This window comes from Paraburkholderia sp. BL9I2N2, from assembly GCF_004339745.1.
In the GTDB taxonomy this organism is placed as follows: Bacteria; Pseudomonadota; Gammaproteobacteria; order Burkholderiales; family Burkholderiaceae; genus Paraburkholderia.
In genome coordinates, this window is record NZ_SMGP01000001.1 from 1,550,182 (window position 1) to 1,571,514 (window position 21,333).

18 protein-coding genes are annotated in these 21,333 nt (G+C 61.7%); 14 read left to right on the plus strand and 4 right to left on the minus strand.

The annotated features are described in order from the left end of the window. The first annotated feature begins 16 nt into the window (after positions 1–16). Both B0G74_RS07335 and B0G74_RS07340 read left to right on the plus strand, forming a co-directional pair. Entirely contained in the window at positions 17–946 is a 930-nt protein-coding gene (locus B0G74_RS07335) for an ABC transporter permease (RefSeq protein WP_106313708.1), read from the plus strand. A 53-nt stretch (positions 947–999) separates the two neighbouring features. Beyond that, entirely contained in the window at positions 1,000–2,094 is a 1,095-nt protein-coding gene (locus B0G74_RS07340; protein WP_132374182.1) for a BMP family ABC transporter substrate-binding protein, read from the plus strand. 123 nt (positions 2,095–2,217) lie between these two features. Here B0G74_RS07340 and B0G74_RS07345 read toward each other — a convergent pair whose 3' ends face one another. Next, positions 2,218–2,424 carry a dodecin gene (locus tag B0G74_RS07345; RefSeq protein WP_091793652.1) on the minus strand — a complete coding sequence of 69 codons (207 nt, stop codon included), beginning with the start codon at positions 2,422–2,424 and terminating at the stop codon, positions 2,218–2,220. Between the two features lie 173 nt (positions 2,425–2,597). On the opposite strand from B0G74_RS07345, the gene B0G74_RS07350 reads away from it, so the two are divergent. The 5 genes from B0G74_RS07350 (at position 2,598) to B0G74_RS07370 (ending at position 8,844) form a co-directional block, all read left to right on the plus strand. Beyond that, positions 2,598–3,539: an NAD(P)-dependent oxidoreductase gene (locus B0G74_RS07350; RefSeq protein ID WP_132374183.1), complete on the plus strand. Its 942-nt coding sequence runs from the start codon at positions 2,598–2,600 to the stop codon at positions 3,537–3,539. 83 nt (positions 3,540–3,622) lie between these two features. Continuing rightward, the gene (locus B0G74_RS07355) at positions 3,623–5,215 is read left to right on the plus strand and encodes an ABC-F family ATPase (protein ID WP_132374184.1); all 1,593 of its coding nucleotides are present in this window, start codon (positions 3,623–3,625) and stop codon (positions 5,213–5,215) included. A 156-nt stretch (positions 5,216–5,371) separates the two neighbouring features. Beyond that, positions 5,372–6,796, plus strand: a complete 1,425-nt coding sequence (locus B0G74_RS07360) for an aldehyde dehydrogenase family protein (protein WP_132374185.1) — start codon at positions 5,372–5,374, stop codon at positions 6,794–6,796. Between the two features lie 129 nt (positions 6,797–6,925). After that, on the plus strand, positions 6,926–8,116 hold the full coding sequence (locus B0G74_RS07365) for a nitronate monooxygenase family protein (protein ID WP_132374186.1): 1,191 nt from the start codon (positions 6,926–6,928) through the stop codon (positions 8,114–8,116). Positions 8,117–8,187: 71 nt separating this feature from the next. Continuing rightward, the gene (locus tag B0G74_RS07370) at positions 8,188–8,844 is read left to right on the plus strand and encodes an OmpW family outer membrane protein (protein ID WP_132374187.1); all 657 of its coding nucleotides are present in this window, start codon (positions 8,188–8,190) and stop codon (positions 8,842–8,844) included. A 149-nt stretch (positions 8,845–8,993) separates the two neighbouring features. Here the strand turns inward: B0G74_RS07370 and B0G74_RS07375 are convergent, their stop codons facing one another. The 3 genes from B0G74_RS07375 to B0G74_RS07385 all read right to left on the minus strand — a co-directional run bounded on the left by B0G74_RS07375 (position 8,994) and on the right by B0G74_RS07385 (position 12,267). Further along, a complete protein-coding gene (locus B0G74_RS07375) occupies positions 8,994–9,197 on the minus strand; it encodes a DUF1289 domain-containing protein (RefSeq protein ID WP_132374188.1) in 204 nt (67 codons plus the stop codon). Positions 9,198–9,356: 159 nt separating this feature from the next. Next, positions 9,357–10,685 (minus strand): phospholipase A, encoded by a 1,329-nt coding sequence (locus B0G74_RS07380; RefSeq protein WP_132374189.1) that lies wholly within the window; start codon positions 10,683–10,685, stop codon positions 9,357–9,359. Positions 10,686–10,962: 277 nt separating this feature from the next. Then, positions 10,963–12,267, minus strand: coding sequence for an Nramp family divalent metal transporter (locus B0G74_RS07385; protein ID WP_132374190.1), 1,305 nt, complete (start codon positions 12,265–12,267; stop codon positions 10,963–10,965). A gap of 521 nt (positions 12,268–12,788) precedes the next feature. Between B0G74_RS07385 and B0G74_RS07390 the strand changes: the two genes are divergently transcribed. From B0G74_RS07390 to B0G74_RS07420, 7 genes are all read left to right on the plus strand, one after another. Continuing rightward, the gene (locus B0G74_RS07390) at positions 12,789–13,889 is read left to right on the plus strand and encodes a polyamine ABC transporter substrate-binding protein (RefSeq protein ID WP_132374191.1); all 1,101 of its coding nucleotides are present in this window, start codon (positions 12,789–12,791) and stop codon (positions 13,887–13,889) included. Between the two features lie 92 nt (positions 13,890–13,981). Next, positions 13,982–15,148: a polyamine ABC transporter ATP-binding protein gene (gene potA, locus B0G74_RS07395; protein WP_165923829.1), complete on the plus strand. Its 1,167-nt coding sequence runs from the start codon at positions 13,982–13,984 to the stop codon at positions 15,146–15,148. Then, positions 15,145–16,074 (plus strand): ABC transporter permease subunit, encoded by a 930-nt coding sequence (locus B0G74_RS07400; protein ID WP_132374192.1) that lies wholly within the window; start codon positions 15,145–15,147, stop codon positions 16,072–16,074. The genes potA and B0G74_RS07400 overlap by 4 nt, the downstream gene beginning before the upstream one ends. Next, positions 16,074–16,892, plus strand: a complete 819-nt coding sequence (locus B0G74_RS07405) for an ABC transporter permease subunit (RefSeq protein ID WP_132374193.1) — start codon at positions 16,074–16,076, stop codon at positions 16,890–16,892. The genes B0G74_RS07400 and B0G74_RS07405 overlap by 1 nt, the downstream gene beginning before the upstream one ends. 425 nt (positions 16,893–17,317) lie before the next feature. Continuing rightward, entirely contained in the window at positions 17,318–19,981 is a 2,664-nt protein-coding gene (gene tssI, locus B0G74_RS07410) for a type VI secretion system Vgr family protein (protein ID WP_243658136.1), read from the plus strand. Then, on the plus strand, positions 19,978–20,667 hold the full coding sequence (locus tag B0G74_RS07415) for a hypothetical protein (protein ID WP_243658137.1): 690 nt from the start codon (positions 19,978–19,980) through the stop codon (positions 20,665–20,667). The genes tssI and B0G74_RS07415 overlap by 4 nt, the downstream gene beginning before the upstream one ends. Continuing rightward, positions 20,664–21,173 carry a hypothetical protein gene (locus B0G74_RS07420; protein ID WP_132374195.1) on the plus strand — a complete coding sequence of 170 codons (510 nt, stop codon included), beginning with the start codon at positions 20,664–20,666 and terminating at the stop codon, positions 21,171–21,173. Before B0G74_RS07415 ends, B0G74_RS07420 begins: the two co-directional genes overlap by 4 nt. The last annotated feature ends 160 nt before the right edge of the window (positions 21,174–21,333 follow it).

Genomic DNA, 21,333 nt, shown 5'->3' on the forward strand with positions numbered 1-21,333 from the left:
TTATCGCCGGATCCACATGGACATTCAACAAGCCAGCTCGCTCACGTCGAGCGCCGTCACCGCCGCGATTCCGCTGATGTTCGCGGGCGCGGGCGAACTCGTCACCGAAAAATCGGGCGTCCTCAACCTCGGCGTCGAAGGCATGATGCTGATGGGCGCGGTGACCGGCTACGCGGTCACCGCGATCACCGGCAGCCCGTGGCTCGGCGTGCTTGCCGCGATCGGCGCCGGTCTCGCGATGTCGCTGCTGTTCGCGTTTCTCACGCTCACCATGCTCGCCAATCAGGTCGCCACCGGCCTTTCGCTGACGATCTTCGGCATCGGCCTCTCGGCGTACGTCGGCAAGCCGTACACGTCGGCTGCGGTGCGCGCGACCATCGACACGTGGACGATTCCCGGCCTCTCGAAGATCCCGGTGCTCGGTCCAGCGTTCTTCAGCCTCACGCCGCTCGATTACCTCGCGTTCCTGATGTTCGCGGTAATCGGCTGGTTCCTGTACCGCACGCGCGCGGGCCTCGTACTGCGCTCGGTCGGCGAATCGCCGCAGGTCGCGCACTCGGTCGGCTTTCCGGTGGTCGGTGTGCGTTACGGCGCGGTCGCGTTCGGCGGTGGCATGGCCGGGCTCGCGGGCGGCTACTACTCGATCGTCAATCTGCACCTGTGGCAGGAACAGCTCACCTCGGGCCGCGGCTGGATCGCGCTCGCGCTGGTCGTGTTCGCGACGTGGCGCCCGGGGCGCCTGCTGATCGGCGCGCTGCTGTTCGGCGCCGTGACGGGCCTGCAGTTCTACGCCCAGGCGATCGGCGTGCCGGTGCCGACGCAATTTCTCGCGATGCTGCCGTACGTCGCGACGGTCGTCGTGCTGGTGCTGATCTCGCGCAATCCGAACACGATCCGTCTGAATGCGCCGGCGTCGTTGGGCAAACCGTTTTTCTCGGCGGGCTGACCGACCATCGACTTCGCTTTTCACATCATTCGATAAACACGACAGGAGAAAACATGAAGAGAAGAAATCTGCTGACCGCTTTCGCTTGGGGCGCGGCCTCGCTGGCGCTCGCCGCGCCGCTCGCGCAAAGCGCGCAGGCCGCCGATGCGCCGGGCGTCGCGTTCGTCTACCTGGGCAATCCGGGCGATGCCGGCTGGACCTTCGCGCACGATCAGGGCTCGAAGGAAGCGGAAGCGAAGTTCGGCAGCAAGATCAAGATCACGCGCATCGAAAACGTGCCGGAATCGGCCGACTCCGAGCGCGTGTTCCGCGATCTGGCGAACAAGGGCAACAAGATCATCATCGGTTCGAGCTTCGGCTATCAGGACTTCGAACTGAAGGTCGCGAAGGATTTCCCGGATACCGTTTTCCTGCACGCAACCGGCTACAAGAAAGCGCCGAACTTCGGCACCTATGACGTGCGCATGTACCAGGGCGCGTACCTGGCCGGCGTCGCCGCGGGCTACGTGACGAAGACCAACACGCTCGGCTTCGTGGCGTCGGTGCCGATTCCCGAAGTGATCCGCAACATCAACGCGTACACGCTCGGCGCGCGCTCGGTGAATCCGAAGGTGCACACCAAGGTCATCTGGATCAATAGCTGGTTCGATCCGGGCAAGGAAAAGCAGGCGGCTGAAACGCTGATCGGCCAGGGCGCCGACGTGCTGCTGCAAAACACCGATTCGAGCGCCACGCTCGCCACGGCGTCGGCCAAGCACGTGCACGCGTTCGGCTGGGATTCGGATATGAAGAAGTTCGGTCCTGACGCGCACCTCGGTTCGGTGGTCGCGCACTGGGGCGTGTATTACAACGCGGCGATCCAGCAGGTGCTGGACGGCAAGTGGAAGAACGATCCGGTGTGGTGGGGCATTCCGCAGAAAGCCGTCAACCTCGAAGATCTGAACACGTCCGCGATTCCGGCTGACGCGCAGAAGCAGGTCGCGGCCAAGCGCGACGAACTGGCGGGCGGCAAGTGGGACGTGTTCACGGGTCCGCTCAAGGATCAATCCGGCGCGGTGAAGGTGCCCGCCGGCAAGACGCTGACCGATCCGGAACTGCAACGCCTGAACTGGTATGTGGAAGGCGTGGACGGCACTCTGCCGAAGTAACGCCGCCAAAGGTCGACCAGGCGGCGGTCTCAGCAACCGCTGCTTTAAGGAGCTGCGTCCTGTACGGACGCAGCTTTTTTTTGCCTTGGGTTTTAGCGCGCCGACGGCCAGGCGGCCGGCACGTCAGTCGATGCGCAAACCAACCTTGATGGTCACCTGCCAGTACGCCACCTTGTCGTTTTCGATCTGGCCCCGCGTTTCCGTCACTTCGAACCAGTGCAGATTGCGCAGCGTCTTCGACGCTTTTGCGATTGCCGTGCTGATGGCGTCGTCGATCGATTTGGTCGACGAGCCGGTCAGTTCGATCTGTTTATAGACGTGTTCGGACATGGACTTCCTCCTTTGATCTTCGTTGGTGTTCAAAAAGTATAGGCAACGCAAGCGCCGCGAACGGCCCCCGCGTGAGCAAGTCATGCCGCACATGCCGTGCCCGGTATGCGGTGGCGGGACGCCGCCGTTATCATGTCCGCGCAACTCAATCTGACATGCGACGAGGTTCCAAAGTGGAAATTGGTTTTTGCGGTCCTGGTTTAATGGGCACGCCGATGATCCGGCATCTGCTGCGCGCGGGGCATACGGTGCATGTCTGGAATCGCACGCGGGCCAAGGCGGAAGTGCTGCTGGCGGACGGCGCTCAAGTGGTCGAGACGCCGCGCGAACTCGCCGCACGGTGTGAGGCCGTGCTGCTGTGCGTGGCGGACGCGGCGGCAGTGGAGCAAACCGTGTTCGGCGCAGCGGGCCTGCTGAGCGCCGATGCGCCCGTACCGGGCCGGTTGCGCTGGATCGTCGATCACTCCAGCATTCCGCCGGCCGCAACGCGCGCCTTCGCGCAGCGCGCGGCGGCGCTAACGGCGGTTCGCGCGGACGCAGGCGAGGGCGAGCGCGAGGCGGTCGGCAGCGTCGGCTGGATCGACGCGCCGGTGTCCGGCGGCGTGGCCGGCGCGACGGCCGGCACGCTGGCGGTCATGGCGGGCGGCGCCGCAGCGGACGTCGAAGCCGTCAAACCGCTGCTCAGCGCCTACGCGGCGCGTGTCACGCACATGGGCGAGGTCGGCGCGGGCCAGACCGCGAAGCTGTGCAATCAGGCCATCGTCACCGCGACGCTGGCGGCGATCGCCGAGGCGGTGAGCCTCGCGCAGCGCAGCGGCCTCGACGCCTCCCGGCTGACCGAGGGTCTCGCCGGCGGCTGGGCCGATTCGGTGCTGCTGCAGACGTTCGTGCCGCGCATGACGCAAAGCGGCCTCGCGCCGATCGGCGCGTTCCGGACCTTTCAGAAAGACATCGACACGGTGGCGGCCACCGCGTACGAGACGGGCACGCCGATGCCGGTGTCGTCGACGGTCCAGCAACTGCTGCGGCTCGGCGCGGCGATGGGGCTCGGCGAGGCCGACCTGTCGGCCTTCATCGACGTTTTGCAGACGCCGCGCGGCGCCCAAACCCGGTAGCGCGACGCGCGTGCGGGTTGAATTCGCGATAACCTGCTAAAATATTGGGTTTTTCGCCGATATCACATTCAAAGGGACGCGCCGTGCTGTCTACCGCCAATATCACCATGCAATTCGGGCCAAAGCCCCTCTTCGAGAACATCTCGGTCAAATTCGGGGAAGGGAACCGCTATGGCCTGATCGGTGCGAACGGCTGCGGCAAATCCACCTTCATGAAGATTCTGGGCAGCGACCTGGAGCCGAGTTCGGGCAGCGTCATGCTCGAGCCGAACGTGCGCCTCGGTAAGCTGCGCCAGGATCAGTTCGCTTACGAAGACGTGCGCGTGCTCGACGTCGTGATGATGGGCCACACGGAAATGTGGGCCGCCATGACCGAGCGCGACGCGATCTACGCGAACCCCGACGCGACGGACGACGACTACATGCACGCCGCCGAACTTGAAGCGAAGTTCGCCGAGTACGACGGCTACACCGCCGAAGCGCGCGCGGGCGAACTGCTGCTCGGCATCGGCATTGCGATCGAGGACCACAATGGCCCGATGAGCAACGTGGCGCCGGGCTGGAAGCTGCGCGTGCTGCTCGCGCAGGCGCTGTTCTCGAAGCCGGACGTGCTGCTGCTGGACGAGCCGACCAACAACCTGGACATCAACTCGATTCGTTGGCTGGAAGACGTGCTCAACCAGTACAACTCGACGATGATCATCATCTCGCACGATCGACACTTCCTGAACCAGGTCTGCACGCACATGGCCGACATGGACTTCGGCACGCTGAAGGTCTATCCGGGCAACTACGACGACTACATGCTGGCGAGCACGCAGGCGCGCGAGCGTCAGCAGAACGCCAACGCGAAGGCGAAGGAACGTGTGGCCGACCTGCAGGACTTCGTGCGCCGCTTCTCGGCGAACAAGTCGAAGGCGCGTCAGGCCACCAGCCGGCTGAAGATGATCGACAAGATCAAGATCGAGGAATTCAAGCCGTCGTCGCGGCAGAACCCGTTTATTCGCTTCGAGTACGAGAAGAAGCTGCACAACATCGCGGTGGTGGCCGACAGGATCTCGAAGAAGTATGAGCGCAGCATTTTCAACGACTTCAGCATCAGCGTGCAGCCGGGCGAGCGTATCGCGATCATCGGCGAGAACGGCGCGGGCAAGACCACGCTGCTGCGCTCGCTGCTGGGCAGGCTGGAGCTCGATCACGGCACGGTGAAGTGGGCCGAGAACGCGAGCGTCGGCTACATGCCGCAGGACACGTACGAAGAGTTTCCGGACGACGTCACGCTGATGGACTGGATCGACGGCTATCGCAAGGAAGGCGACGACGAGCAGATGGTGCGCGGCACGCTCGGCCGGCTGCTGTTCAATGCCGACGACATCCGCAAGTCGGTCAAGGTGCTCTCCGGCGGCGAGAAGGGCCGCATGATCTGGGGCAAGCTGATGCTGGGCCGCCACAACGTGCTGCTGATGGACGAGCCGACCAACCACATGGACATGGAATCGATCGAGTCGCTGCAGATCGCGCTCGACAAGTTCGAAGGCACGCTGATTTTCGTGTCGCACGACCGTGAGTTCGTGAGCGGTCTGGCGAATCGCGTCATCGAAGTGAAGACCAATGGCACGTTGAACGACTTTGGTGGCAATTACGAAGACTTTTTGCTGAGCCAGGGCGTGCAGTAAGCGCGGCTGACTCACTCGCCGCATCAAGCTGCACCCGCAAAGCCCGCTTCTTCGAAGCGGGCTTTTTTCATGGCACGCGCCTCGCGCATCGGCCTTCCCCACGGCGCTGGTTAGAATAGAAGACCATTCCGGAGACACAGACAGGGACCGACCATCATGAAGACCTACGAGCAACTCTATATCGACGGCAAGTGGATCGCACCGTGCGGCACCGGCACGATCGACGTGATCGACTCGGGCACGGAAGAGATCATGGGCCGCATCCCTGAAGGCGTCGAGGCCGATGCCGAAAGCGCGATCGCCGCCGCCCGCGTGGCGTTCGACGGCTGGGCCGCGACGCCCGCCGCCGAGCGCGGCGAATATCTGCGCAAGATCGCCGCGAACCTGAAAGCGCGCACCGACGAACTGGCCGGCTTGATCGCGGGCGAAGTCGGCATGCCGCTGAAGCTCGCGCGCGCCATCCAGGTGGGCGGTCCCGTCTACAACTGGGGCGCGTATGCGAAGCTCGCGAGCGAATTCCAGTATGAGGAACGCGTCGGCAATTCGCTGGTGGTGCGCGAACCGGTCGGCGTGGTGGCGGCGATCACGCCGTGGAACTATCCGCTCAACCAGGTCACGCTGAAGGTCGCGGCGGCGCTCGCCGCCGGTTGCACGGTGGTGCTCAAGCCGTCGGAGATTGCGCCGCTGAATGCGTTCGTGCTGGCCGAGGCAATCCACGAAGCCGGGCTGCCGGCCGGCGTGTTCAATCTCGTGAGCGGTTATGGACCGGTGGTGGGCGAGGTGCTGGCGAGCCATCCGTCGGTCGATATGGTCTCGTTCACCGGCTCGACTCGCGCCGGCAAACGCGTGTCCGAACTGGCTTCGGCGACGGTCAAGCGCGTGGCGCTCGAACTCGGCGGCAAGTCGGCGTCGGTGATTCTCGACGATGCCGATTTTGCCGCGGCGGTGAAAGGCACGGTCAGCGCGTGCTTCCTGAACTCCGGGCAAACCTGTTCGGCGCATACGCGCATGCTGGTGCCCGAATCGCGCTACGACGAAGCACGCGCGCTGGCGAAGCAGGCCGCCGAGGCCTACGTCGCCGGCGATCCGCGCAATGAAACGACACGTCTCGGCCCGTTGGCGTCGGCGGCACAGCAGGCGCGCGTGCAGCAGTACATCGCGAAGGGGATCGAGGAGGGCGCCGACCTGGTGACGGGCGGCGCGGGCTTGCCTGATGGACTATCGAAAGGCTTCTTCGTCAAGCCGACCGTGTTCGGCCGCGTGCATCCCAAGGCGACGATCGCGCAAGAAGAAATCTTCGGCCCGGTGCTGTCGATTCTGACCTATAAGGACGAAGAGGAAGCCGTTCGGATCGCCAACGATTCGCCGTATGGTCTCGGCGGCGCGGTATGGGCCGGCAGCGACGAGCGTGCCGCCGGCGTCGCTCGGCGGATTCGAACCGGCCAGGTCGATATCAACGGCGGCACGTGGAACATGGCCGCGCCGTTCGGCGGTTTCAAGCAGTCGGGTTTCGGCCGCGAAAACGGGGTCTACGGACTCGAAGAGTATCTCGAACTCAAGTCCATGCAGTTCAAGGCGTGATTCAGCTGACCGACGTCAACCGAAGACCACACATGACCTGGACATTCGCCGGCTCATTGACCTGAAACAACGCAGACTGTGCCCGACCGACGATTATCAGCGTTTCGATAATCCGCCATCGGGCCAGTCATGCTCACCTCTCATTCCTTTCCACCGCTCGTCATTCGCGGCCGGTCGTTATTGCCGATCGTGCAAGGCGGCATGGGCGTCGGCATCTCGGCGCACCGCCTGGCCGGCAGTGTCGCCCGCGAAGGCGCGCTGGGCACCATCGCCAGTATCGACTTGCGGCATCATCATCGCGATCTGATCGAACGTTGCCGCGAGTCGCCCGATCGGGCCACGCTGGAAGAAGCCAATCTCACCGCGCTGGCCCGCGAAGTCCACGCCGCCAAAGCACTCAGCGAAGGCCGCGGCATGATCGCCGTCAACGTGATGAAAGCGCTCAGCGCGCAGGCCGACTACGTGCGCGTCGCGTGCGAGAGCGGTGCCGACGCGATCGTCATGGGCGCGGGCCTGCCGCTCGATCTGCCGGACATGACCCAGGGCCATGACATCGCGCTGATTCCGATTCTGTCGGACAGCCGTGGCGTTGCGCTGGTGCTGAAGAAGTGGATGAAAAAAGGCCGTTTGCCCGACGCGGTGGTGATCGAGCATCCGGCGCATGCGGGCGGCCATCTCGGCGTCAACAACCTGGCCGATCAACACGATCGACGCTTCGATTTCTTCCGCATCCTCGAAGAACTCGACACGGTCTTCACCTCGCTCGGCCTGAACCGTCAGGAGGTGCCCTTGATCGTTGCGGGCGGCATCAATAGTCACGAAGCCGTCCGTAAGTTGCTGAGCGCGGGCGCTAGCGGCGTGCAGCTCGGCACGCCGTTCGCCGTCACCGAGGAAGGCGACGCGCATCCGAACTTCAAGCGCGTGCTGGCCGAAGCCACGCCGGAGGATATCGTCGAATTCGTCAGCGTGACGGGACTGCCCGCGCGCGCCGTGAAAACGCCATGGCTGATGCGCTATTTGCGCCACGAAACGAAGATCCGCGAAAAAGTCGGCGCGCTCAAACACGTCTGTCCGACCGCGCTCGAATGCCTCAGCGCGTGCGGCTGGCGCGACGGTATCGAGAAGTTCGGCCACTTCTGCATCGACACACGGCTCGCGGCGGCATTGCGCGGCGATGTGGCAAATGGTCTGTTCTTCCGCGGCCGTGAAGCGTTGCCGTTCGGCACGGCGATTCGCAGCGTGCACGACCTGCTCGAACTGCTGCTCACAGGCTCGACGCGACCGGCTGTCGCAGGGCGCTGGGCATTCTCGCTGGGTTGATACGCGTCAACCTGCCGCGCGACGAGAACTTCGACAATCCCCGCACGCAAACAAACAAAGCGGGGAAGCACATGAAGTACTCATCCAGAAACAGAATCAGAACAGCCGTCATCGCTTCGAGCCTGCTGTTCGCGGGCGCGCTCGCGCCGCAAGCGCATGCCGCCGGCGACGACACGATGAGCGGCATTCACGCCGGCGACGTACTGGTGCGTCTGCGCGCGATCAGCATCATGCCGAACGTGAGCACGACCGGATCGCTGACCACGCTCAACGTGGGTGTGAACAATGCGATCGTGCCGGAGCTGGATCTGACGTACATGATCCGTGACTACCTCGGCGTCGAGCTGATTCTCGGCACGTCGCGGCATCAAGTGACTTCGAGCCTCGGCGGTCTCGGCGGCGTGAATGTGTTGCCGCCCACGCTGCTGCTGCAATATCACTTCAACCACGCGGGGCGGATTCGTCCGTATGTCGGCGCGGGTCTCAACTACACGCTGTTCTATAACAACGGCCTGAACGCGGGCGGCCAGCCGATCTCGATTACCAATCACAGTTGGGGGCCGGCGTTGCAGGCGGGCGTCGACGTGCAGGTCACCAAGTCGTTGTTCGTCAACGCGGATATCAAGAAGATCTGGATGCACACGGATGCTTCGCTCGGCGGTCAGGCGCTCGGCCGCTTGAGCATCGATCCGGTGGTGGTTGGGTTGGGTGTCGGGATGCGGTTCTGATTGTCACGCATCGCTTGCGCGCTTGATCAGCCGTAGTCGCCATGCAGGAACGCCGCGGCGCGGTTCGCGCCTCGGCGTTTTCGTTCAGGTTTCAAGTTTGAGCGCGACCCGAGCGCAACCATGCGACCGGGGAAGCTGGGAAAGCAATCCTACAGTTTGTCGTTCGCAAAGCGCATCGCCGAGCCTTCCTGCTCGATGCGAACCCACACGGCGCGCTTTTCCTCGTCGCTCAGGAAAACCCAGTTGGACACCTCGGTGGCAGTGCGGCCGCAGCCTTTGCAGACGTCGTCGAACAGCGTAGAACAGACGCCGATGCAAGGGCTGTCGGGAAGATCGTGGAGATTCGAGGCCATCGGAAACCTTGGGGCGGAGAAGCGAAGTTCCGCTATGTTAACCGATGCGCGCGATGCGCCTCGCCATACGCGACCGGCATGGCCGCGGTTCGCGCACGGTTGGCAGCATCCGCCGCACGTCTTGCCGCATGTTTCGACAGACGGTAGCGCCCGTTCGTATCAGCGCGCGATGCTGTAGCCGATCCGCGCCATCCAGTGCTGACGGTTGTTGTAGTCGAGCAGGTCCTCGCCGTAGCCGTTGAAATAGCCTACCCAGAGATAGCCGCCCCACGCGCTGCCCAGCAGTTTGGCGAGCGGGTAGGTGAATTGGGTATCGATGCTGCCGTACCAGTGCTTGGTGCCTTTGCGCAGCGTGGTCGCCAGTTGCCAGCCGTCCGGACTGCCGTATTTGACCAGCAAGTCGACGTAGCCGCGATAGTCGGCGATATCGGGGTTGCTGCTCGTGCCGAGGTAGTAGTAGATCTTCGGCGACACGCTCAGGTGGTTGGCCGTCAGATCGCCGAATTCCCAGGTCGGCCGGATGAATGGCATGTTGATGCTGCGCGAGTCCGCTCCGGCCTTGCCATTCGATTCGTGCGCGACGCCCGCCGCAAAACCCATGCGAGTGAAGAACGGGCTCTGCCAGCCGGTATCCGGCACGTAGTAGAACAATTGCGGCGAGTAGGTCGTGTCGCGGAACGGGCGCGAATCGGCGGACAGATCCCAGATCGAAGTTTGCGTGTACGCGAAGTACAGGTTGTCGAGGAAGGCCTTGGAGCGCAAATCGTCCGGTATCAGGATGCGGTATTTGAAGCTCAACTGCAGCCGCGCGTTCGTGTCGCCGTTGTGACCGAAGGCGATGTACATCGGATCGTAATAGGAGAGGTGCGAGAGCACGCCGCGTCCCGTGGTCGCGAGCGAGTCGCCGGGCGGCGAGATCGCGTCGCCGGTCGGGCCGCCTACCACGGCTGCCGTCGCCGCGGCTTCAGCGGGTGTGGTCGCCTGGGTTTCCGCGCGTTCCGCCTCGGCAATCGCGTCCTGCTGCGGTCCGCGATTGATCGCGACGAGCGCCGGCGACGCATCGAAACCCACCGGGTCGATGCGCACCTCGCCACGCGCCGACTGCGGCCAGGGCGCCGAGAAACGCACTTTGCGGAATTGTCCCGGGTGCAGATGCAACGTGTCCGGCACGCCCGCTTCGCGCTGCAAATCGAGCGGCTGTGGTGACACTTCGCCGGCGCTCAGCGTCACGCGAATGGTCGGCGGGACGGTGATGGTCAGGGGCTTGGCGTCGTCGGCGGAGTAGAGCAGCGTGATCTGCAACGGCTCGTTGGCCGCGGCCACGCGAGCAGGTTGCAGCATCGCGACCGTTGCGCGCGCCTCGCCGGACAGCACAGCGCAGACGACGAGCGTGGCGAGCGGCGTGACGCGGGAGAAGCGCGCGATGAGTTGACGAATCTGAGGGAAGGCGTTGCGGGCAAGGCGGTCGATCGAGGCGTCAAAGCGCATGGGGCTGTCGTCCTGGAGCAAGGGCAGCGAGCGAAACGGACGCGGCAGCCATCGAAAGACGACACGTGCAAGGCACACCGGACCGATCGCGCGGAAGCGCTGAAGGGCGCAAAAAATGGGCACAAAAACGGCTGCCGCAAGAAACCCGGCAGCCGAGATGGAAACAGGCCGCACGGCCGGCACGCCGCAGCAGCGGGCAGCGTCGCCGGTCATGGCGAGATACTCAGAGAATACTTACAAAGTCACTTCATTGACAGCCTGGTCGAGAAACGGTCTTTCAGCTGCCGATCGTCAGTTGCCACAACAATGCGCCGTTGAGCATGATGATGAACGCGGCGGACAGCCACGCGAGCGCAAGCGGCGCGCCGCGCACGCGCCAGCCGCGCATTAGCGCCGCGTCCGACGTGAAGCGGATCAACGGCACGACCGCGAGCGGCAATTGCAGGCTCAGCACCACCTGGCTTGCCACCAGCAACTGATTGGAACCGTGCTGGCCGAATAGCGCGACCGCGAAGAGCGCCGGTCCGATCGCCAGCCCGCGGGTCAGCAGGGCGCGCTTCCAGCGCGGCAGCCGGATGCGCAGAAAGCCTTCCATGACCGCCTGGCCGGCCAGCGTGCCGGTGACGGTCGCGCTCAGTCCGCAGGCGAGCAGCGCCGCCGCGAACAGGATGCCGGCCCAATGCGTGCCGACGAGCGGCGCGATCAGGCGATGGGCATCCGCGAGATCGGTCACGTCACGATGGCCACTCACATAGAACACGGCGGCGGCCACGATCAGCAGCGCCGCGTTGATCACGAAAGCAAACGAAAGCGAGCCGAAGGTATCCAGATTGACGACGTGCAGCGCGACCTTGATCTGCGCGTCGCTGCCGTCCGGCGCGTGATGCTTGACGAGCGCCGAGTGCAGATAGAGGTTGTGCGGCATCACCGTCGCGCCGACGATGCCCGCCGCGAGCCACACCATGCCCGCATTGCGCAGCAACTCGACGCTCGGCACGCTGCCGGCGAGCGCCGCATGCCAGTCCGGGCGCGCCAGTGCAAGCTGGACCACGAAGCACAGGCCGACGAAGCCGATCAGCGCCGCGATCACCGCTTCCAGTTTGCGGCCGCCTTTCTGCTGGAGCGCGAGCAGCGCGAAGGTGCAGACCGCCGACATCAGCACCCCGACCGTGAGCGACACGCCAAGTAGCATTTGCAATGCGACGGCGCTGCCGACCACCTCGGCGACATCGCACGCGATGATCGCAACCTCGCTGGTCAGCCACAGAAAGAGGGTGCCGCGGCGGCCCGTGCGTTCGCGGCAGACCTGCGCGAGATCGCGCCCGGTCACGACGCCCAGGCGCGACGACAGCCATTGCAGCAGCATTGCCATCAGGCTCGACAGCAGCACCATGCCGAGCAGGCGGTAGCCGTAGCCGGCGCCGGCGCCGAGCGCGGTCGCCCAGTTGCCCGGATCGATATAGCCGACCGCGATCAACGCGCCCGCGCCGACGAACGAGAACCAGTGCGGCGGACGTGCCGGCCCATCGCCCGGCAGACGCCGGCGGCGGTTGGGACGCAATGCGAACGGATTCGTGTTCATCGATGCCTGAGGTTCAAGACTGCATCCTCTTGCAAGCCACGTGCCCGCTGCGTGTGCGGCGGGCGGCGCGTCGAGGCCAGGAAGCGATAACGCGATTTGCGGCGCGCTGTCGTTCGGCCTTCGAGAGCCTTCGAGAGCTATTGTGCACTGTCGAACGCTTCGCGGCTTGAGTGCGCTTCGACCTTAGCCGTCCGGCATAAAAGTCACGCCATGCGGCCATCGGTCACCACCGTTTGCGCGAGCGAGGCACACCCTACACGGCGTCAACTTGACAACAAGATAACAGCGCGGCTGTTATGGGTGTTTTTTTCGGGTAGACACGCGCGCATAACCCGCTAAAATTGCGGCCAATTTTCCAGCGGTGCGGCTTGCGCTGTACCGTTTGCGCGACAGCCTGGCAATTTTTTTGGAGCGCGCAATAATTGATGGTACTTTTCGGGTTTTTCAGGGGAGCCGCGGGCGCAGTGCCGCGGCGTAGGTGGGGACGGTCGGCAATGGGCCGGTCAGGATTGGAGAACGGAATGAAAAGACGGGTAGTGGGGCAGGTGGCGGCGCTGGTCTTGTGCGCGACGCCGTGGTTGACGGCTGCTGCGAAAGACACGCAGCTCAACGTGTATAACTGGTCCGATTACATCGCCAAGGACACCATCCCGAACTTCACCAGGCAGACCGGCGTCCAGGTCAAATACGACAACTACGACAGCGACGACACGCTGCAAGCCAAGCTCCTCACCGGCAATTCGGGCTACGACATCGTCGTGCCGACCAGCAACTACGCCGGCAAGCAGATCGCCGCCGGTATCTTCGCGCCGCTCGACAAATCCAAGCTGCCGAACCTGAAGTACCTCGATCCTTCGCTGATGGCGCTCGTCGCCGGCGCCGATCCGGGCAACAAGTTCACGGTGCCCTGGGCATACGGCACCACCGGCCTTGGCTACAACGTCACCAAGGCGCAGCAGATCCTCGGTAAGAACGTGCCGCTCGACAGCTGGGACGTCCTCTTCAAGCCGGAAAACATTTCGAAGCTGAAGGCTTGCGGCGTCTCCGTGCTCGACGCGCCGGACCAGATGTTCGCCGCCGCGCTGCACTACATCGGCAAGGATCCGATGAGCACGAACCCGGCCGACTACCGCGCCGCGCTCGAGATGATGAAGAAGATCCGCCCGTACATCACGCAGTTCAACTCGTCGGGCTATATCAACGACCTGGTCGGCGGCGACGTGTGTTTCGCGTACGGCTGGTCGGGCGACGTCGTGATCGCCAAGCATCGTGCGGTCGAAGCGAAGAAGTCTTACAAGGTCGAGTATTACATTCCGAAGGGCGGCGCGCCGGTGTGGTTCGACGTGATGGCGATTCCGAAGGACGCGAAGAACAAGGAAGCCGCGCTCGAGTGGATCAACTACATCGAAACGCCGCAGGTTCACGCCGCGATCACCAACGCCGTTTACTACCCGAGCGCCAACCTCGAAGCGCGCAAGTACGTGGACAAGGACGTGGCGAACGATCCGGCCGTGTATCCGCCGCCTGACGTCATCAAGACCCTGTTCCTGCTCAAGCCGTTGCCGCCGGAAATCCAGCGGCTGCAAACGCGGCTGTGGACTGAATTCAAGTCCGGCCGCTGACCCGCGGCCAGAGTGAACGGGTAAGCATCATCATGAAGCCCTCGGTGTTCACCGGGGGCTTTGTTCGTCAAACGCCGGAGTAAAGCATTGTGATGAGTAGTGACCAGTCGGGCGCGCTGGCAGGGGCCGTCGCGCCGTCCCCGAGCCTGAACGCCGTTACAGACGACGCCACGGAGAACTTCGTCCAGGTCGTCGATGTCGTGAAGAAGTTCGGCGAGACCGTGGCGGTCAAAGGGGTCAACCTGTCGGTGAAGAAGGGCGAGCTTTTCGCGCTGCTCGGCAGTTCCGGCTGCGGCAAGTCCACTTTGTTGCGCATGATGGCCGGACTCGAAAGCGTGACCTCGGGCAAGATCCTGATCGACGGTGAAGACCTCGCGCAATTGCCGCCGTACCGCCGGCCGGTCAACATGATGTTCCAGTCGTACGCGCTGTTTCCGCACATGACGGTGGAGGGAAATGTCGCCTTTGGTCTGAAGCAGGAAGGTGTGCCGAAGGCCGAGCTGAAGGATCGCGTGCAGACCGTGCTCGAACTCGTGCAGATGGGCCGCTTCGCGAAGCGTAAGCCGAATCAGCTCTCGGGCGGCCAGCAGCAGCGCGTGGCGCTCGCGCGTTCGCTGGTCAAGCGGCCCAAGCTGCTGCTGCTCGACGAGCCGATGTCCGCGCTCGACAAGCAGATTCGTCAGCGCACCCAGATCGAACTGGTCAACATTCTCGACAAGGTCGGCGTGACCTGCATGATGGTGACGCACGATCAGGAAGAGGCGATGACCATGGCGAACCGCCTTGCCGTGATGAGCGAAGGCGAGATCGTTCAGCTCGGCACGCCGCACGAAGTGTACGAGTATCCGAATAGCCGTTTCTCGGCCGAGTTCATCGGCTCGACGAATCTGTTCGAAGGCCATACCGTCGAAGACGAGCCCGATCATGTGTTCATCGAAACGCCCGACCTGCCATGCCGCTTGTATGTGAGCCACGGCATCACCGGTCCGCTCGGCATGCCGGTGACGATTTCGGTGCGCCCCGAGCGCATCGCGCTCACGCGCAAACCGCCTGAAGGCGCGTACAACTGGGGCAAGGGCGTTGTCACGAATATCGCGTACATGGGCGGCTATTCGCTCTATCACGTGAAACTCGACGCCGGCAAAACCGTGATCGCCAACGTGACGAGTCTCGCGCTGACCGAGATCGATCCGCCTACGTGGGGCGATGAAGTGTACGTGCGCTGGAGCGCATCGGCCGGCGTGGTGCTGACGTCATGAAGCGCTCGTTCAATTCTTTCGCCACGTGGCCGGTGCGGCGTTTCAATCTGACCGGCCGCACCGCGGTGGTGGCCGGTCCGTTCATCTGGCTGCTGCTGTTTTTCCTCGTGCCGTTCCTGCTGGTCGTCAAGATCAGCTTTGCCGATTTGCAGCTCGGCATTCCACCCTACACGGAGTTGACCAATTTCGCGGACGGCGCGATTCACATCACGCTCGACCTGTCGCATTACGCGTTTCTGGTGACCGACAGCCTCTATTTCGCGACCTACGTGAATTCCGTGGTGGTCGCCGCGATCTCGACGCTGTTTTGTTTGCTGATCGGCTATCCGATGGCGTATTACATCGCGCGATCGAATCCGGCCAGCCGCAATCTGCTGATGATGGCCGTGATGCTGCCGTTCTGGACGTCGTTTCTGATTCGCGTGTATGCGTGGATCGGGATTCTGAAGAACAACGGCTTGCTGAATAACTTCCTGATGTCGATCGGGCTGATTCACACGCCGATCGAGCTGTATCACACGAATACCGCCGTCTATATCGGCATGGTCTATTCGTATCTGCCGTTCCTCGTCATGCCGTTGTACGCGCATCTGGTGAAGATGGACATGACGCTGCTGGAAGCCGCCTACGATCTCGGCGCGAAACCGTGGAAGGCGTTCTGGCAGATCACCTTGCCGCTCTCGAAGAACGGCATTATCGCCGGTTGTCTGTTGGTGTTCATTCCGGCGGTGGGCGAGTACGTGATTCCCGAATTGCTGGGCGGCGCGAACACGTTGATGATTGGCCGCGTAATGTGGAATGAGTTCTTCGACAATGCCGATTGGCCGATGGCGTCCGCTGTGACGTGCGCAATGGTGTTGCTGTTATTGGTGCCGATGGCGTTTTTCCAGTACGCGCAGGCGAAGGCGATGGAGGAAAGGCGCTGATGAAGCCGAACCGGATTTTGCAGTTGATTGCCCTGGGGATCGGGTTTCTGTTTCTTTATATACCGATCGTCAGTCTGATTGTGTATTCGTTCAACGAATCGCAACTGGTCACGGTGTGGACGCGGTTTTCTACGCGCTGGTATGCGGCGTTGTTGCAGGATGACGAGCTGATCGCGGCGGCGTGGTTGTCGTTGCGGGTGGCGTTGTTGACGGCGTTTGCGTCGGTGATCATCGGCACGTGGGCCGGCTTCGTGCTCGCGCGGATGGGGCGGTTTCGCGGCTTCACGCTGTATACCGGGATGATCAATGCGCCGCTGGTGATTCCCGAGGTGATTCAGGGGATTTCGCTGCTGCTGCTGTTCATCGAAATGGCCAAGTGGTTGGGGTGGCCCGCCGGGCGTGGCATTTTCACGATCTGGATCGGGCATGTGATGCTGTGTATTTCTTATGTGGCGATCATCGTGCAGTCGCGGGTGAAGGAGTTGCATCCTTCGCTTGAAGAGGCGGCGCTGGATCTTGGGGCTACGCCGTTGCGGGTGTTTTTCTTTATTACGTTGCCGTTGATTTCTCAAGCGCTCGTTTCCGGGTGGTTGCTGTCGTTTACTCTGTCGATTGATGATCTGGTGTTGTCGGCGTTCTTGTCGGGGCCTGGGTCGACTACTTTGCCGCTGGTGGTTTTTTCCCGCGTGCGGTTGGGGTTGAATCCGGAGATGAATGCTTTGGCTACTTTGTTTATTGCGGTGGTCACGGTTGGGGTTGTGGTCGCTAACTATTTTATGCAGCGGGCGGAGAGGAAGCGGGCGGTGATGGCGGTTTGAATTTTTTGGCTTTTTATTGGGGTTGGTCTTGTGGTGTTGGCCTTCCTTTAATTCATGTCGGTCTATTAGCGTTGCCCCGCACGGGGGGCAACGTTGGGGGAAACCCTCCTTTTTTCTAACCTGCGATTCGTGCGATTCGACAACCTCGCGCAAAGCATCTGGTCAGAAAAACTCCCCCTGCCTTAAACAGTGTCCCCCGCTTATGTCTTCGATCAATCATTCGCCTGGTTATGCGAAATACCTATCTATTTAATCGGTTTGACCAATTTTTACGGTGATCCTATATACGCCTAACAAAATCCAATTTGATAATGAAAACGTCAAATTGAGCAAGGTAAAGCGTATGAGGGCATGCGAAGGCCTACTGGTGCAAGTCAGTCGACGGAGGGGCCATGTATAGCCCCAACCAGTCACGCACCCTGAGCGTGTCGTGCGAGGCGTTCCCGGTTGATCGCGGTGTGCCGGTCCTGTCTCCCGTGCGGCTGCGTGGCACCGAGGCGCTCGGCAAGCTGTACAGGTACACGCTGGACATGGCGACAACGTACACGCCGGGGCTTTCCCAGTACAACACCAGGTTTCAGATCGTCCCCGCCAGGCTGGTCGGCAAGGACATCACTATCTCAATCGAGTTCGACGGAAAAGGGGTATTCATTCCGGGGATGCCCGGCGATAGCGGCGCCGGTAATGTCGGAGCGGGCGTCAGGACGATTTCCGGGATCATCGCCAGAGTCGAGATGACCGGTGTCGATGATCGCCACACGTACTACCGCCTTGTCGTGCGTCCCGCCCTGTGGCTGACCACAAAGACCTCGCGCAGTCGCATATTCCAGAACAGGAGCGTGCTGGATATCACGCGGGACGTGTTACGCGAGCACCCGGTCCTGTTTGATGTGAAGGTGTCGGCCCACGGACTGGAGAAAGGCTACCCGCAACGCGACTTCGTCCGCCAGATGTGGGAGTCTGACTTCCATTTCCTGACCCGGCTATGGCGCGAATGGGGGATTTACTACTTTGAGGATAACAACAGGCTGGTGCTATGCGACGGACCCGGTGTCCACGAGCCGCACAGGAATGCCTATGACTCGATCCGCTATCACGCGCGCGAGGGTGGGCGCATCGACGAGGAACATATCCACAAGCTGAAGGCGTCACGCAGGATCACGGCGGCCAAGGTGACCGTAGTCGATTACGACTATACGCGTGGAGCGCAGAAGTTCGTCGAGGAACATGATGCGTTCGGGGAACTGCACAAGGCCGAGGAACGCCACTGGGGCGACTACTCGCAGCCCCTTGCCGGCGCAACGGGTCTGTCGGGCCAGCCGAACAACTATCTGGAGGAAGCACACTATCTCGCGGGCGTGCGCGCCCATGCGCTTTACTCGCGCAACGAACGTCTCAGGGGCCAGGGCAATCTGCTCGGCCTGAAGACGGGCAGGACATTCTTTCTCACGGATCACCCGGAGTCAGATGTCAATGCCGAGTACCTGGTGGTGTCGACCACACTCGATATCCGCAACGTGAGCGAGACGACGATATCGGGCAGAACATCGGCCAGAACGCCGGGCGCGGGCCAGTTCCAGTGCGTGACCGACTTCGTGCTGCAGTCGCCTAACCGGTTCTTCAGGAACAGGCCGAAGAAGAAGCCTCGCTGTTACGCCGAGACGGCCGTGGTGGTCGGTCCCAAGGACCAGACGACCTGGGTCGATGCGTACGGCCGGGTCAAGATCTGCTACCTGTGGGACGTGGACAGGCCGAAGGACGAGAACGCGAGCTGCTGGGTACGCGTGTCCTCGCCGTGGCAGGGCAATTCGTTCGGCTCGATCTACGTGCCCCGCATCGGGCAGGAAGTGACGATCAACTACCACGAAGGCGACCCCGACAAGCCCTATATTGCCGACCGGATGGTCAACCGGTTCAGGCAGCCACCGTGGTTACTGCCAGCCAACTACGCACTGAGCGGCACGCGGACGCAGGAACTGAAAGGGTTCCAGGCCAACCAGATCGTCGCCGACGACACGCCCGGCAAACTTCAGGTACAGGTCAGCAGCGACCATGCGCAGTCGCGGCTCATCGTCGGCTACAACACGCGCATCGACGGCAACAAGGGGCGCACGGAAGCGCGGGGTGAAGGCTGGGAACTGGCGACAGACGCATGGGGCGTGCTGCGCGCCAATCAGGGCATGCTCATCAGCACCGAAACGCGCGCGGGTGCCACCGCTCCGGTAAAGGACATGGGCGAGACCGTGCAACGGCTCACGCAGGCGCGCGAGCAGCACGAGAACATGGCGCAGCTTGCGCAGCAGCACAAGGCGCAGGATGCACGGGCGGGCCAGCGCGATGCAACGCAAACCATCAAGACGCAGAACGATGCAGTCAGGGGCGGCGCGCAAACCCATGACAATCCGTCGCCGGAAATGACTCGCCCTGACCTACTGCTGGCGAGCGCAGCAGGGCTGGCGACAACAGCGGCGGACAGCACGCATCAAGCCAGCATGAACGATCACGCGATCACGGCGGGCCGCGACTACAGCCTGTCGGCGGGGCGCTCGTACCACGCTTCGGTGCGGGGCTCGATCTCGCTGTTCGCCTATCAGGACGGCATGAAGTTTTACGCGGCCAGAGGCAAGATCGAGTTGCAGGCGCAGGGCGACGGGATGGCGTTGGCGGCGCTGAAGGACCTCACTATCAGCAGCACGGACGGGAAAGTCATCATCACGGCGTCAAAGGAAGTGTGGATCGGCGCGGGTGGTTCGTATATCCAGATCAACGGCAGCGGCATCGTCAACGGCTCACCGGGGCCAATCCTGGAGAAAGGCGCGTCGTGGGACGTACCGGGACCCGATGCGAAGCGAGTGCCAATGCCATTTTTGCCTTCTTCTGATGAAGAAGTTATCGAACAAAGCTTCAGTTTACTGCGCGACGGGGTTACGCCCGTAGATGGATACCACTACGACCTTTACAGCGATGGGGATGATCTCCATACGCGCAAAGGGAAATATTCTGATGGCGAATCGGTGAAATTTTTAGGGCAATCTCCCCTGAAACTTGTTACATGGATTGCGCGAGACTCAGCGAGGAAAGATGCATGACCGATTCCAATCCTTTGAGTACACCACAACCGGCAAGTGGAGCGACACCCCCAAGTGCGCCAGCTGCGGCACAACCAATCGATGCCCAGACAAGGCAACTTGCAGCGATGGCTTACGGAGAGGCATCTTTGCAGGACAATGCCGATGAAATGATGGCTATTGCTAGCGTGCTTAAACGACAACGCGACGCCCGTGGTTATTCCGACATGGCTACGTTTGTAAATAACGAACCGACGTTTTCGTTCGTGGTCAGTGATGGTAATGCACGATACAACGGGCTGATGAAGGCGACGAATGACAAAATAGCCAGCAATTCAGCGATGCAGGCCGCGATTGCTGCGGCACGCAATGCGCTAGCCGGGGGCCCGGATAAATCGAATGGTGCTTATTTTTGGGACGGTGCCGATATCAAAACAAATTATTCCCATCATTTCAAGGTAAGGCAGGGGATCAAGATTACTGACCCCAGTCATAACATCTACGACATCAAAGATTCGACCCACCTCGTAATTCTGTATAAGACCACGAAGATAAAGAACAAAAAAACACACAAAGTGACAATTAAGAAAGAAGAAATAGGACGCTACGATCACGTCTACGACTCGACGGCTGGCGTGGGCGGCACGATCTTCTGGAAATTTGATCGGCAATACATAGACACTACGGGCGCGAAGGAATACAAATGAACAGAGTCGCCTTCGCTGCGCTGATGAGTCTCATCGTGTCTGGCGTGAGCTGCGCTGCTCAGCCAGATAAAAATATAGTGAAAAGTTGTCTTCGGGCGCAGGCTATCGTTCCCTCTGTCACTATTGAAAGGCTCAACACTGAAGAGATTATGAGAGAGGAAAAATACGCCAATGGCTTCGATGCACTCTATATGTTCGAATATCGTGGTTCCGATGTTGGTTACGCGGAGAATAAAGACGACCAAGCATTGATCTACCTGGACAAACTCTACCGACTATCCAAGGCGATACCGTTGGGCGATAATCATGACATCAAACCTGGCGCATTCAATCCAGCGTTGGCGCAATGGATTATTGCAAAGGGTAAAAATAAAAAATATTTCTGCGTAAGTTTTAATTTTGATGGCTTGGGGCGGAGCGGAGGTTTTCAAAATGTCCACGGCGGGTATTTATTGGATACGACGACGAAATTTTTGTATTTCGTCGTGAGAGATATCCGAAAGTGATATATCAATCTGGTTCCAATAAGCATTAATTGATGACCGATCTTATCCGACTCGGTGACACCAGCAACCACGGCGGCGAAGTCGTCACCGCCTCTCAAACTATGCGTTATGCCGGGGGTGCGTGGCCCGCGAGGGGGACCTCGTCAAGTGTGGACACTTT